Genomic DNA, 13,423 nt, shown 5'->3' with positions numbered 1-13,423 from the left:
GGTCCACCGCGGTTATCCACAGGGTTGACACCTTACGGGCCGCCGACTCACCATTGAAGTCATTCAACCGAACGATCGGTCGGTAGGGGGCCCGATGACGGCAGTGACTGCAGAGACGACTGCGGCTATGACGCACCAGGCGCGGTTCGATGCCGCCGTGGCCGCCGACGAGCGCATCGAGCCTCGTGACTGGATGCCCGACGACTACCGCGCATCGCTGATCCGCCAGATGGCGCAGCATGCGCATTCCGAGATCATCGGCATGCAGCCCGAGGCGAACTGGATCACGCGCGCGCCTTCCTTGCGCCGTAAGGCCATCCTCATGGCCAAGGTGCAGGACGAGGCGGGCCACGGCCTGTATCTGTACAGCGCCACGGAGACGCTGGGAGCCGGCCGCGACGAGCTGCTGGACAAGCTCCACTCCGGCCGCCAGAAGTACTCGTCGATCTTCAACTACCCGACGCTGACCTGGGCCGACGTCGGCGCCATCGGCTGGCTGGTCGACGGCGCCGCGATCACCAACCAGGTGCCGCTCTGCCGCTGCTCCTACGGTCCGTACGCTCGCGCGATGGTCCGGATCTGCAAGGAGGAGTCCTTCCACCAGCGCCAGGGGTACGAGCTGCTGCTCGCCCTCTCGCAGGGCACCCCCGCGCAGCGCGAGATGGCACAGGACGCGGTGGACCGGTGGTGGTGGCCGTCCCTGATGATGTTCGGCCCACCGGACGACGCATCCGCCCACTCGGCGCAGTCCATGGCATGGAAGATCAAGCGGCATTCGAACGACGAGCTGCGCCAGCGCTTCGTCGACATCTGCGTCCCGCAGGCGGAGGCCCTGGGACTGACCCTGCCGGACCCGGATCTGCGGTGGAACGAGGAGCGCGGTCACTACGACTTCGGCGCGATCGACTGGGACGAGTTCTGGCAGGTCCTGAAGGGCAACGGCCCGTGCAACGAACAGCGGATCACCCAGCGGCGCCGGGCCCACGAGGAAGGCGCCTGGGTGCGTGAAGCGGCCGCGGCCCATGCCGCGAAGACCGTGTCGAACGAGAAGCGCGACGAGGCGCAGGTGGAGGCGAAGGCATGAGCAGCTCGACCGACTGGCCACTGTGGGAGGTGTTTGTGCGCTCCCGCCGCGGACTGTCCCACACCCACGCGGGCAGCCTGCACGCGCCGGACGCCGAGATGGCCCTGCGCAATGCCCGCGACCTCTACACCCGGCGCAATGAAGGCATCTCCATCTGGGTGGTGCCCTCCGCGGCGATCACCGCTTCGTCCCCGGACGAGAAGGACCCGTTCTTCGAGCCGTCCGCCGACAAGCCGTACCGGCACCCGACCTTCTACGACATCCCGGAAGGGGTGAAGCACCTGTGACCGCCGCACTCGCGCTGGGCGACGACGCGCTGGTGCTCTCGCACCGGCTGGGGGAGTGGGCCGGGCACGCCCCGGTCCTGGAGGAAGAGGTCGCCCTGGCCAACATCGCTCTTGACCTGCTGGGACAGGCAAGGACGCTGCTCTCCCTCGTCGGTGACGAGGACGAGCTGGCCTACCTCCGCGAGGAGCGGGCCTTCCGCAACCTCCAGCTGGTCGAGCAGCCGAACGGCGACTTCGCCCACACGATCGTCCGCCAGCTCTACTTCTCCACCTTCCAGCGGCTGCTGTTCGGCTCGCTCGCGACGGGCGACAGCGAATTCGCGGGGCTGGCGGCGAAGGCGGTCAAGGAAGTCGCCTACCACCAGGACCACGCCGAGCAGTGGACCCTGCGGCTGGGCGACGGCACGGCCGAGAGCCATGAGCGGATGCAGCGGGCCTGTGACGCACTGTGGCGGTTCACGGGCGAGATGTTCCAGCCGGTGGAAGGTCTTGAGGTGGACTGGCAGGCGCTGCGGGCAGGCTGGCTGGAGTCGGTCACCGCCGTGCTGGAGCGCGCCACGCTGACCGTGCCGGACACGGCGGACACCGGAGCCTGGTCGGCGGGCGCCGGCCGGCAGGGACTGCACACGGAGCCGTTCGGGCGGATGCTGGCCGAGATGCAGCATCTGCACCGCAGCCACCCGGGGGCGTCATGGTGACCGACACACTGCTGGAAGCCGAGCTGCGCAGGCTGGCCGGGTCCGTGCCCGACCCGGAGCTGCCCGTGCTGACTCTGGAGGAGCTCGGCGTGCTCCGCGGAGTGCAAATACTCGGACCCGGCAGGGTCGAGGTCGAGCTCACCCCTACGTACACCGGCTGCCCCGCCATCGAAGCCATGTCCTCGGACATCGAGCGGGTGCTGCACGACCACGGCATACCGGAGGTGTCGGTGGTCAAAGTGCTCTCCCCCGCCTGGTCGACGGACGACATCAGCGCGGAGGGACGGCGCAAGCTCGCGGAGTTCGGGATAGCCCCGCCCCGCCCGGGCGGCACGGACGGGCCGGTCCCACTCACGCTCACCGTGCGCTGCCCGCACTGCGGCTCCACCGACACGGAGCTGCTGAGCCGGTTCTCCTCCACCGCGTGCAAGGCACTGCGCCGCTGTACGGCCTGCCGCGAACCGTTCGACCACTTCAAGGAGTTGTAGATGTTCCATCCGCTCCGGGTCAGCGAGGTCGAGCGACTGACGGACGATTCGGTGGCCGTCACCCTCGCGGTCCCCGCCGATCTGCGCGACGCCTTCCGCCATACGCCCGGCCAGCACATCGCCATCCGCCGGACGGGGGCGAACGGCGAGGAGATCCGGCGTACGTACTCGATCTGCGCGCCGGCCTCCCTTGCCGGCGAGGATCCGGTGCTGCGCGTGGGTATCCGGCTGGTCGACGGCGGCGAGTTCTCGACGTACGCGCTCAAGGAGCTCTCGGTCGGGGACACGGTCGAGGTCATGCAGCCGATGGGCCGGTTCGTCCTGGAGCCGCGCGTCGGGCACTTCGCGGCGATCGTCGGCGGCAGCGGAATCACGCCGGTGCTGTCGATCGCGGCGACGCTGCTGGCGCGGGAGCCGGAGGCCAGGTTCTGTCTGATCCGCAGCGACCGCACCGCGGCGTCGACGATGTTCCTGGACGATGTGGCCGACCTCAAGGACCGCTACCCGGACCGTTTTCAGCTGATTACGGTGCTCTCCCGGGAAGAGCAGCAGGCGGGTCTGCCGTCGGGCCGGCTCGACCAGGAGCGGCTTACGGACCTGCTGCCGGCGCTGCTTCCGGTACCGGAGGTGGACGGCTGGTTCCTCTGCGGGCCGTTCGGTCTCGTCCAGGGCGCCGAGCGGGCGCTGCGCGGGCTGGGCGTCGACCGGAGCCGTATCCATGAGGAGATCTTCCATGTGGACAGCGCACCGGCTCCGGCCCCCGTCGCCGCGCCCGCGCACAGCACACTGACGGCGACGCTGGACGGCCGCTCGGGCAATTGGCCGGTGCAGGAAGGGGAGTCGTTGCTGGAGACGGTCCTGCGGGCCCGCTCCGACGCGCCGTACGCCTGCAAGGGAGGGGTGTGCGGGACCTGCCGGGCATTCCTGGTCTCGGGAGACGTGCGAATGGACCGCAACTTCGCCCTGGAGCAGGAGGAGACGGAGGCGGGCTATGTGCTGGCCTGCCAGTCGCATCCGGTGACGTCCGAGGTGGAGCTGGACTTCGACCGCTGACGGCACTGTTCCGCTCCGTGCCGTCGGCACCATTCCCTTCCGATAGAACCTGTTCTATCTTGACGACCCGTCAGATGTCGGTGCGTGGGAGGACAGGGTTGTGGACTTCACCTTCACCGAGGAGCAGCAGGCGGCCGTCGAGGCGGCTCAGGCGGTCTTCTCGGGCGTCGCGCCCGACGGAGTGCCGAGCCCCGCGCTCACCCAGGGCGCGGTGGCCGAGGACTTCGACCGGCCGCTGTGGGCCAGGCTCACGGACGCCGACCTGCTGAGCCTGGTGCTCGCACCGGAGCACGGCGGGGCGGACCTGGACCCCATCGCGCTCTGCCTGGTGCTGCGCGAATCGGCGAAGGTGCTGGCCCGAGTGCCGCTCCTGGAGACCAGCGTGGTCGCGATGGCCGTACAGCGCTACGGCAGCGCGGAGCTGAGCGCCGACGTTCTCCCCCGGGTCGGCCGCGGCGAACTGGTGCTGACCGTCGGCGCCAACGGCCGCACCGGCCACGACCCTGCCGAGCGTGCCGTCACCGCCCGCCGCGAGCCCGGCGATGGCACCACCTGGACCCTCGACGGAGTCCAGACCGGGGTGCCCTGGGCACAGAACGCGGACCGCATCGCGGTGCCCGCCCACACCGAGGACGGCCGCGCCGTGCTCGCCCTGGTCCCCCGCGGCCTGGACGGGGTCAGTTTCGCCGAGCAGATCTCCACCAACGGCGAACTGTTCGCGGAAGTCCGGCTCGACGCCGTACGCATCGACGGCACCGCGCTGATCGATGCCGAGGGAGCCTGGGAGTGGCTGCGGGAACTGCTCGCCACCGGCACCTGTGCCCTCGCCCTCGGCCTTGGTGAACGCGTGCTGGCGATGACGAGTGAATACACGGGCAAGCGCGAGCAGTTCGGCTTCCCCGTCGCGACCTTCCAAGCCGTCGCCGTGCAGGCCGCCGACCGCTACATCGATCTGCGCGCCATGGAGGCCACCCTCTGGCAGGCCGCCTGGCGGCTGAGCGTCTCCCAGGAGCAGGGCACGGCGACAGGGAGCGGGCTGCCCGTGTCCGGCGATGTGGCGGTGGCCAAGATCTGGGCGTCCGAAGGCGTACGCCGGGTCGTCCAGACCGCACAGCATCTGCACGGCGGATTCGGCGCGGACACCGACTACCCCCTGCACCGGTACCACGCCTGGGCCAAGCAGCTGGAGCTCTCACTCGGCCCCGCCGCGGCCCACGAGGAGGCCCTGGGCAACCTGCTCGCCGCCCACCCCCTGGGCTGATGGCCCGGGCGCCCCAGAGCCCTCACTCAGGAGGCCGGAGCTACAGGACGAACGCCGGGCTGCCGTCCTCCGTGATCATCGGGCGTCCGGCGGCGTCCCAGGCCTGCATCCCGCCGTCGATGTTCACAGCGTCGATGCCCTGCTGGACCAGATACTGGGTGACCTGGGCGGACCGGCCGCCGACCCGGCACATCACATAGGCGCGCCGCCCTTCGGCCACGGCCTCCGTGACCTCACCGAAGCGGGCGACGAAGTCGCTGATCGGGACGTGCAGCGCACCCTCGACATGACCGGCCGCCCACTCGTCGTCCTCCCGGACGTCGAGCACCAGACCGTCGGCCGGCACGGACGCGACGTCCACCGAGGGCAGTGGGGCGAAATTCATGGGTCTGGCCTTCTCTCGTACCTGTCGTGGCTGTCTCGTGCCCGCCCGCACGCGCGAGGCGCGAGACGAACCTCCCTGGAAACCTACTGCACCAGTCCGGCGAGCTCGGCCTCACGCTCCGCGACCTGCGCCAGCAGCTGCTCGGCGATCTCCTCCAGCAGCCGGTCCGGGTCGTCGGGCGCCATCCGCAGCATCGCGCCGATCGCGCTGTCCTCCAGCTCCCGGGCGACCACGGTCAGCAGCTCCTTGCGCTGCGCCAGCCATTCAAGGCGGGCGTAGAGCTCCTCGCTCTCGCTGAGCCGGGGCGCCTGCGGCACCGGTCCTGCATCCCACTCCTGCGAAAGCTCCCGCAGCAGGGCCTCGTCCCCTCGGCCGTACGCAGCGTTCACCCGGGTGATGAACTCCTCCCGGCGCTGCCGCTCCTTCTCGTCCTGCGCCAGGTCCGGGTGGGCCTTGCGGGCGAGCTCACGGTAGAGCTTGCGCACCTCCTCAGTGGGGCGCACCCGCTTCGGAGGCTGCACGGCCCGGTCGGTCAGCATCGCGGCGGCCTCGGGCGAGAGGCCGTCCGAATCGATCCAGCTGTGGAAGAGCTCCTCGACGCCGGGCATCGGCATCACGATGGCCCGTGCCTCCTGCGCCTTGCGCAGGTCCTCCGGGTCACCGCTCCTTGCCGCGCGAGCCTCCGCGATCAGGGCGTCCAGCTCGTCCAGCCGGGAGTACATCGGGCCGAGCTTCTGGTGGTGCAGGCGGGAGAAGTTCTCCACCTCGACCCGGAAGGTCTCCACCGCGATCTCGAACTCGATCAGCGCCTGCTCCGCCGCGCGCACGGCCTTCTCCAGCCGCGCCTCGGGGCGCTCACCGCCCGCCGACGCATTCCGGTCGCCATGCGAACCCTGCGTGTTCTGCGCGCCCTGCACGTTCTGCACGTTCTGCTCGTCCACGCGGTGGTCGTCCTGCTCGTCGTCGTTCCGGGTCGTCGGGCCCCCGGGAGCGTCCTGGGTCACCTGCCCAGCGTATGGCAGAGGCTCGGCCGCCCCGGCGGGCGGCCGAGCCTCAAGCCCGTCACACCCCGAGCTCGGCGGCTATCCGACCGCTGCGCACGGCCGCCACCAGCTCCGCGTGGTCCGCTTCCGTACGGTCCGCGTACACCACGGCGAAGCCCGCCACGGCCTCGTCCAGCTCTTCGTTCTTCCCGCAGTAGCCGGCGACCAGCCGCGGATCGACACTGTGCGCGTGCGCGCGGGCCAGCAGCGCGCCCGTCATACGTGCGTAGTCGTCCACATGGTCGGCCGCGAGGGCTGCCGGGTCGACGCTGCCCTTGCGGTTCCTGAACTGCCGGACCTGGAAGGGCCGGCCCTCCACCGTCGTCCAGCCCAGCAGGATGTCGCTGACGACCTGCATCCGCTTCTGCCCCAGCACCACGCGGCGCCCCTCGTGCTCCACCTCGGATGCGTCGAAGCCGGCAGCCTTCAGATACGGCAGCAGAGCGGATGCCCGCGCCTCCTTCACCTGGAGCACAAGGGGCTCGCCCCGGTGGTCTATCAGCAGCACCACATAGGACCGGGTCCCCACGCTTCCGGTGCCGACGACCCGGAACGCCACATCGTGGATCGCGTACCGGGCGAGGAGCGGCAGCCGGTCCTCGGAGAGGGTCTCCAGATACGAACCGAGCGACGACGCGACAGCGGCCGCCTCCGCGTCCGGCACCCGGCGCAGCACGGGCGGGGCGTCCACAAACCGGCGGCCCCCGTCCGGACCGGCCTCGGTCGACTTGGCGGCGAACCGCGCGCTCGTGTTGCTGCGGGCCTTCTCAGAGACCCGCTCCAGCGTGCCGAGGAGGTCCCGGGCGTCCGTGTGGGAGACGAGCTCCTCGTCCGCGATCGCGTTCCACGCGTCCAGGACCGGGAGCTTGGCCAGCAGGCGCATGGTCCGCCGGTACGCCCCGGCCACGTCGAACGCGGCCTTGCGGCAGGTCTCCTCGTCGGCGCCCGCCTCGCGCCCCGCCAGCACGATCGAGGTGGCGAGCCGCTTGAGGTCCCACTCCCACGGCCCGGTCACGGTCTCGTCGAAGTCGTTCAGGTCGATCACAAGGCGTCCGCGCGCGTCGCCGTAAAGGCCGAAGTTCGCCGCGTGCGCGTCGCCGCAGATCTGCGCCGGGACGCCGGTGACCGGTGTGCCCACCAGGTCGTGCGCCATCAGCCCGGCAGCGCCGCGCAGAAAGGCGAAGGGGGTCGCGGCCATCCGTCCCACCCGGATCGGCGCGAGTTCGGGCACCCGGCCGCGGCTGGATTCCTCCACGGCCCGCACCGCGTCCGGCCGCCCCGTCGGCATCACCAGCGAATCGTGCGACGAGCGCGGCACCCGGTCCCGCAGCGCCTTGCCGGCCTCCCTCGGCGAGTCCGGCACAGTGCCCGCGATGCGCGGGGCGAAGCCAGGGACCTCCGGAACGCGTATGTCTCCCGAAGCCCTCCGCTGGACCGGCATGACCGCTTCCACCTCACCCATGGCGGGACCGCCTCCCCCGTCGCCGTACAACATCAACTGCCCATGACCGTACCGCCCAGCCCGGCAGCCGTCTCCCCCTGTGGATAACCTCGCGAGCACCCCGCCCCAGCAGGTCGTGAGCCGCATCCGGTCAGGTCAGCACGCTCCGTCGCCGCGCACACCGTCCGGCAGATACGCCTCCGCCCAGCGCCCCAGCTCCTTGAGCGCGGGTTCCAGCGCCGCGCCGGCCTCTGTCAGACGGTAGGCGACGCGCAGGGGAGGCCCCTCGTCGACCTCTCGCACGACAAGCCCGGCAGCGCCGAGCTCGGTCAGCCGGTCGGAGAGCATGCGCTCACTGATACCCGGGATCGCCCGCCGCAGCTCCGCGAAGTACACGGGCCGCTGCATCAGCACGGCCACGATGAGCCCGGTCCAGCGCTTGCCGAACAGCCCGAAGACGCGCGTGATCCCCCCGTCGACCTTCTTGCACGTGTGCTCCCCGTGTTCAGCCATGGATCCAGAGTACTGCCATCCCGTGAGGGGGTGAGAAAAAGTAAGTACCTATGGTATTCGTAGTTACGCACGGAAAAACTAACCCACGGGTGCGCCCTCCGACCGCCGCCCGCCCTCTCATGGAGAAACTCATGGCCACGCTGCTGCACATCGATTCCGCCGTCTTCCCCCAGGGCTCCGCATCGCGCGACGTCACCGCCGCCTTTGTGAAGGCCTGGCAGGAGGAGCACCCGGAGGGCACGGTCGTCTACCGCGATCTGGCCGCGAACCCGCTGCCCCACCTGGACTTCGCCGCGGTCTCCGCAGGCGCGGGCAACGCGCTCCGCGCCGAGCTCGCCGCCGAACTCACCGCTGCCGACGCCGTGCTGATCGGGGCGCCCATGTACAACTTCACGATCCCCTCCACGCTCAAGGCGTGGCTTGACCAGGTGATCATCGTGGGCCACAACGCGGGCCCGGACGGGCCGGTGGCGGGCACCCCGGTCACCGTGGTCGCCAGCCGTGGCGGCTCGTACGCTCCCGGCACTCCGCGTGAGGACTTCGAGTTCGTCCAGAACTACCTGGAGAAGGTCTTCACCGGCATGCTCGGCGCCGAGGTCGACTTCATCGTTCCCGAGCTGACGCTCGCCCCGACCAAGCCGGAGATGGCCCAGCTGATCCCGCTCGCCGAGGCGTCCCGCACCAAGGCGTTCGAAGAGGCCGTACAGAAGGCCAAGGAACTGGCGGCACGACTCGCCGCGTGACGGCTATGGCGGGGGCGGCTCAGCCGTCCCCGCCCCTCCGCCGCCGATGTTCCACGTGAAACATCGCAGCGCAGGGCCAAGAGGCCGCACCCCGGCCCAGCCCGGCCCAGCCCCAAAGCCACAGCCACGCCCGCGCCGCGCCGCGCCCACAGTCAGAGCCAGAACCACAGCCACACCCGCGCCGCGCCGCGCCCACAGTCAGAGCCAGAACCACAGCCAGAACCACAGCCACAGCCAGTGGCCGCCGCAGCCAGGGCCGCGCCGAACCCGGCGCCGCTACAGACCCGCGTCCCGCGCCAGCAACGCCGCCTGCACCCTGTTCTCGCACTCCAGCTTGGCCAGGATCCGGCTCACATAGGTTTTCACCGTGGCCTCGCTCATATGCAGCCGCCGCCCCGCGTCCGCGTTGGACAGCCCCTCACCGAGCAGCGCCAGCACGTCCCGCTCCCGTTCACTCAGCGCCGTCACCCTCGCCCTGGCCTCCTCGCCACGCGCCGCGGCCCGCCCCGAGGCCAGCTGGTCCACCACATGCCGGGTGGCGCCGGGCGACAGATAGGCGTCTCCGGCGGCCGCCGCCCGCACCGCGCGGATCAGCTCCGCGGGCGCGGTGTCCTTGAGCAGGAACCCGGCGCCGCCGTGCTCCAGCGCCCGCAGCACATTCTCCCGCTCGCCGAAGGTCGTCAGGATGATCACCCGTGTCGCCGGCACCGCTCTGCGCAGCTCCGGCAGGGCGGTGAGACCGTCCATGACCGGCATCTGTATGTCGAGCAGCACCACGTCCGCACTGTGCGACCGAGCCAGGTCGACGGCCTCGCGGCCGTTCGCCGCCTCCGCCACCACTTCGATCTCCCGGTCGGAGGTGAGGATCATCCGGATACCGGCCCGGATCAGCGGCTCGTCGTCGGCGATCACGACCCGGATCGGCGAACCGGTCACAGGAACTCCCTCTGCATCCTCAGTACTTGCTCCCACCCGAGGCGACACCGCGCGGCGCCCGGGCCTGGCATTCTGCCGGGCGCACGCCCCGGCCCACTACCCGGGCCGGGGCGTGCTCACTGCCCGGCTCACTGCCCGACCCCTGGCCCCAACGGCCAAGCCCAAGACCGAGCGCCGGCCCGGCATTTCACATCCCCAGCACTTCACATCGCCGGCACTCCAGGTCTCCGGCACTCCACGTCTCCGGCTGCACGTCGCTAACGCTTCACGACGTACGACTTCTTCTCGATCAGCTTGCCGTCCTTGAAGCAGAACCGGAACACCGGCTCCTCCTCCATGCTGTCTCCCGTCTCGGACGACATCAGCACCAGGCACCGCGATCCTTCCGGCTTCTTCGGCCCCTTGTCGTACAGCCCCGCCGTCGCGATCGAGTCGCCGCTCGGCAGCTGGTCGCGTACGGCCTTCTCCGACATGCCGACCTCGACCGCTTCGTACTTGCCGGGATCGATGATCGCGTCGTTCATGGAACCCATCAGGAAGAACACCCCCAAGACGCCCACCACGACCAGCAGCACCAGAGCTGCCACCGCTATGCCGCACCCCAGCGCGATTCCGCCACTCCTGCTCCGGGTCCCGATCCTGCCGCCCATCGCCAACTCCTTCTCCGAAAGGGTCCAGTCCATGACCGGAACACCGTTCCCGAGCGGGACCGCCGCCGACTGCTGCCGGAAGTCGTCCGTCTGATCGACGAAGGGCTCGGCACCCAGGGGGCGCGCGGCCTCCACGACGCCGTAGGGCAGCACGCCCGCCACCCGGAAGCCGCCACCTGAGGCCGACCCCGCGTGCACCATGCCGCCGACCAACCGAGCGCGCTCGTGCAGGCCCGTCAGCCCCTGGCCGCCGCTGACGACCTCACCCACGCCACCGGCGGCCGCAGGCTCGTTGACGATCTCGACGACGAAAGAGTCGGGCTCGTACCGCAGCTCCACGGTGATGGCAGCGCCGGGCGCATGCTTGTACGCGTTGGTGAGCGCCTCCTGGGCGATGCGGTACGCCGCATGGTCGGCTGCCGCCGCGAGCGGCCTGGCCTCTCCCGAACGCCGCAGCTCCACCGTGGTGCCCGCGGCCCGAGCCGCCTCGACAAGCCCGTCGATACCCGCTGTTCCGCGCGCGGCACGCCCCGACTCGTCCACCGGCGCGGACGCCTCCACCCCGTCCCTGAGGATCCCGACGACCTCGCGCAGCTCGTGCATCGCGGTCACCGAGGCCTCACGGAGCACCCCGACCGCCTCCCGCTGGTGGGAGGTCAGCTCACGGTCGACCTCCAGAGCGCCGGTGTGCACGGAGATGAGCGCCAGCTGATGCCCGAGGCTGTCGTGCATGTCCTGGGCGATCCGCTGCCGCTCGCGCAGCCGCGCCTGCCCGGCCACCATGGCGCGTTCACGCAGCAGTTGGGTGTTGCGCTCCTGAAGGGTCTGCAGCAGGGTCCTGCGCTGCGTCCAGTAGCGGCTGGCCAGACCGGGCACGACCGTCGTCGCCAGGAAGGCGAGCGTGGTGAACAGGACGATGATCATGGGGATGTGCGGCGTCCACTCGTCGACGAGCGTGACGACGAGGTGGAGCGCGTACGCGACGCTGAACGCGATCAGTGCCCGGCCCGCGCCCGCGATCCGCCGGCCGGCCGACCAGCCGACGACCAACATCAGTGGCAGCAACCCGTAACACACCGGCGCCAGCCCGGAGGTCACCACCAGCACGCTCGCGGGCAGCCTGCGCCGCAGCAGCGACAGCAGGGCTACAGCGGCGCCCTCGCCGAACGCAGCCGACCCGGTGGCCCCCAGCACATCGGCCAGCCCGGCGCCAATGAGCCCCAGGAGGAGCGCGAGGACGGTCTCGCCCGCGATCCTGCGCCGGGACCACAGCTCCGGCGGGGCAAGCCACCGCAGTCCTGCCCGTACCCGGGCCCATATGTTCGATGACGCGTCCACGCCCGCACCCTAGACAGTGACCGGCGCCGCCCGCGGCCCACTTTCGTAGTGCCCCCGAACAACGAAGGTCGTGGTGCCACGCAACGAAGGTCGTGGCGCCACGCACAAGCGCGCCGAACCGGCGGAGACCGGCCGGCCGCCGTGTGCGGTGCGACCGCTGGTCACCGCCCCCGTCACAGGGCGGATGACCGGCGCGATGGGGTCCTGGCGTGTCAGGCTCCGGCCTCGGTCCGGCGGACCGCAAGAGCGCGCTCCGTTGCCCGTCGGGTCACTCGCCCCTGGCTGCCCGGCGAGGACCGCGGGCGGCGGCCCCGGTACCCGGGCGTCCCTGTGGCACCGGCACGTGGCCGGAGTGAGAACCGCAAGATTTCCGCGGCGGGCCAGAAGGTCCCTTTGCGGCGAGGCGCCGCACGCTCCACGCTGGTGATCGGGAGCGGCTTGACCGTCGGCACCAGCCGCGGGCGTCGTCCATGCACAATCCGCCACCGGAGGATCTTGTGTCCCTGACACCGATCGACGCGGCCTCCGTGACAGCCCTCGTCGAGGACGCCACGGCGGCTCCGTCCATGCACAACGCCCAACCGTGGAGATTCCGCTTCCTGCGGGACAAGGGTTCACTGCAGTTGCACGCCGACCTGGAACGCACGCTGCCGAAGGCCGACCCGGCGCATCGTGCCCTGCACCTCGGGTGCGGCGCCGCCATTCTCAATCTGCGCGTGGCCGTCGCTCACGCAGGCAGGGAGCCCGTCACCACGCTGCTCCCCGATCTCGCCGATCCCTGGCTGTTCGCCGAGGTCCGCCTCGACCTGCCCAAGCGCCCGGACGACGATCTCGCCGACCTCCACCCGGCGATCCGCCGTCGGCACACCAGCCGCTTCCCCTTCACCGACGAGGAGATCCCGGCGGAAGTGCTGGACGGACTGCGCGGCGCGGCGCTCCTCGAAGGCGCCCGGCTGCACGTTCCCGAGGCCTGGCATGTGCGAGAGGTGCTCGACCTGGTTCACGACGCCGAAGCGCGCGAGTCGCTCGACCCCGAGGCCCGGGAGGAGCTGGCCCGGTGGACCGGCACGGGAACCGAAGAGGACGACTCGCGAAATGGGGGCATTCCCGCCTACGCGTTCGGTCCTCGGCAACGGGACGTCACGTCCCCGGTGCGGGACTTCGCCGGCGGGCGACCGGTTCCCGGCCGGGAGGCGGCGACGTTCGAGAAGTGGCCCTGTCTCGCGCTGCTGGGCACCACCGGCGACAAGCCGGTCGACTGGCTGCGGGCCGGCCAGGCGATGGAAAGGGTGCTGCTTCAGGCCACCCAGGACGGCCTGGTCACATCGCTGACCTCCCAGGCACTGGAGTGGCCCGAGCTCCGCTGGGCTGTGCGTGATCCAGGTGCGGCGATGGGCCACGTTCAGATGGTGATCCGCCTCGGGTACGGGCCGGAGGGTCCCGCGACTCCCCGCAGGCCGGTGACCGACGTCCTCGACATCGTGTGACGGCCCGCAGCGCCCA

General features: G+C 70.8%; 14 protein-coding genes. 8 read left to right on the top strand and 6 right to left on the bottom strand.

The window, feature by feature from the left end; translation table 11 throughout:
• Window positions 1-94: 94 nt before the first annotated feature.
• The 6 genes from paaA (at window position 95) to ACZ6ZQ_RS10890 (ending at window position 4,871) form a co-directional block, all read left to right on the top strand.
• Window positions 95-1,084 (top strand): 1,2-phenylacetyl-CoA epoxidase subunit PaaA, encoded by a 990-nt coding sequence (gene paaA, locus ACZ6ZQ_RS10915; protein ID WP_469768199.1) that lies wholly within the window; start codon window positions 95-97, stop codon window positions 1,082-1,084.
• Window positions 1,081-1,371 (top strand): 1,2-phenylacetyl-CoA epoxidase subunit PaaB, encoded by a 291-nt coding sequence (paaB, locus tag ACZ6ZQ_RS10910; RefSeq protein WP_453658568.1) that lies wholly within the window; start codon window positions 1,081-1,083, stop codon window positions 1,369-1,371. Before paaA ends, paaB begins: the two co-directional genes overlap by 4 nt.
• Window positions 1,368-2,069: a 1,2-phenylacetyl-CoA epoxidase subunit PaaC gene (paaC, locus tag ACZ6ZQ_RS10905; RefSeq protein ID WP_469768198.1), complete on the top strand. Its 702-nt coding sequence runs from the start codon at window positions 1,368-1,370 to the stop codon at window positions 2,067-2,069. Before paaB ends, paaC begins: the two co-directional genes overlap by 4 nt.
• Window positions 2,063-2,557, top strand: coding sequence for a 1,2-phenylacetyl-CoA epoxidase subunit PaaD (gene paaD, locus ACZ6ZQ_RS10900; protein WP_469768197.1), 495 nt, complete (start codon window positions 2,063-2,065; stop codon window positions 2,555-2,557). Before paaC ends, paaD begins: the two co-directional genes overlap by 7 nt.
• On the top strand, window positions 2,558-3,610 hold the full coding sequence (locus tag ACZ6ZQ_RS10895) for a 2Fe-2S iron-sulfur cluster-binding protein (RefSeq protein WP_469768196.1): 1,053 nt from the start codon (window positions 2,558-2,560) through the stop codon (window positions 3,608-3,610).
• A gap of 100 nt (window positions 3,611-3,710) precedes the next feature.
• On the top strand, window positions 3,711-4,871 hold the full coding sequence (locus ACZ6ZQ_RS10890; protein WP_469768195.1) for an acyl-CoA dehydrogenase family protein: 1,161 nt from the start codon (window positions 3,711-3,713) through the stop codon (window positions 4,869-4,871).
• Between the two features lie 40 nt (window positions 4,872-4,911).
• On the opposite strand, the gene ACZ6ZQ_RS10885 is transcribed toward ACZ6ZQ_RS10890, so the two are convergent.
• The 4 genes from ACZ6ZQ_RS10885 to ACZ6ZQ_RS10870 form a co-directional block, all read right to left on the bottom strand.
• On the bottom strand, window positions 4,912-5,256 hold the full coding sequence (locus ACZ6ZQ_RS10885) for a rhodanese-like domain-containing protein (RefSeq protein ID WP_469768194.1): 345 nt from the start codon (window positions 5,254-5,256) through the stop codon (window positions 4,912-4,914).
• A gap of 83 nt (window positions 5,257-5,339) precedes the next feature.
• A complete protein-coding gene (locus ACZ6ZQ_RS10880; protein WP_469768193.1) occupies window positions 5,340-6,260 on the bottom strand; it encodes a J domain-containing protein in 921 nt (306 codons plus the stop codon).
• A 58-nt stretch (window positions 6,261-6,318) separates the two neighbouring features.
• Window positions 6,319-7,761: a DUF2252 domain-containing protein gene (locus ACZ6ZQ_RS10875; RefSeq protein WP_469768192.1), complete on the bottom strand. Its 1,443-nt coding sequence runs from the start codon at window positions 7,759-7,761 to the stop codon at window positions 6,319-6,321.
• 135 nt (window positions 7,762-7,896) lie between these two features.
• A complete protein-coding gene (locus ACZ6ZQ_RS10870; RefSeq protein ID WP_469768191.1) occupies window positions 7,897-8,253 on the bottom strand; it encodes a winged helix-turn-helix transcriptional regulator in 357 nt (118 codons plus the stop codon).
• A 131-nt stretch (window positions 8,254-8,384) separates the two neighbouring features.
• On the opposite strand from ACZ6ZQ_RS10870, the gene ACZ6ZQ_RS10865 reads away from it, so the two are divergent.
• A complete protein-coding gene (locus ACZ6ZQ_RS10865) occupies window positions 8,385-8,996 on the top strand; it encodes an FMN-dependent NADH-azoreductase (protein ID WP_469768190.1) in 612 nt (203 codons plus the stop codon).
• 276 nt (window positions 8,997-9,272) lie between these two features.
• Here the strand turns inward: ACZ6ZQ_RS10865 and ACZ6ZQ_RS10860 are convergent, their stop codons facing one another.
• Window positions 9,273-9,932: a response regulator transcription factor gene (locus ACZ6ZQ_RS10860; protein ID WP_453658578.1), complete on the bottom strand. Its 660-nt coding sequence runs from the start codon at window positions 9,930-9,932 to the stop codon at window positions 9,273-9,275.
• Between the two features lie 257 nt (window positions 9,933-10,189).
• On the bottom strand, window positions 10,190-11,920 hold the full coding sequence (locus tag ACZ6ZQ_RS10855) for a sensor histidine kinase (RefSeq protein ID WP_469768189.1): 1,731 nt from the start codon (window positions 11,918-11,920) through the stop codon (window positions 10,190-10,192).
• Window positions 11,921-12,417: 497 nt separating this feature from the next.
• Here ACZ6ZQ_RS10855 and ACZ6ZQ_RS10850 point away from each other — a divergent pair, with 497 nt between their 5' ends.
• A complete protein-coding gene (locus ACZ6ZQ_RS10850; RefSeq protein WP_469768188.1) occupies window positions 12,418-13,407 on the top strand; it encodes an Acg family FMN-binding oxidoreductase in 990 nt (329 codons plus the stop codon).
• The last annotated feature ends 16 nt before the right edge of the window (window positions 13,408-13,423 follow it).

It is taken from the genome of Streptomyces sp. NPDC053673 (assembly GCF_055585225.1).
This window is presented reverse-complemented; position numbering and strand designations above follow the sequence as displayed.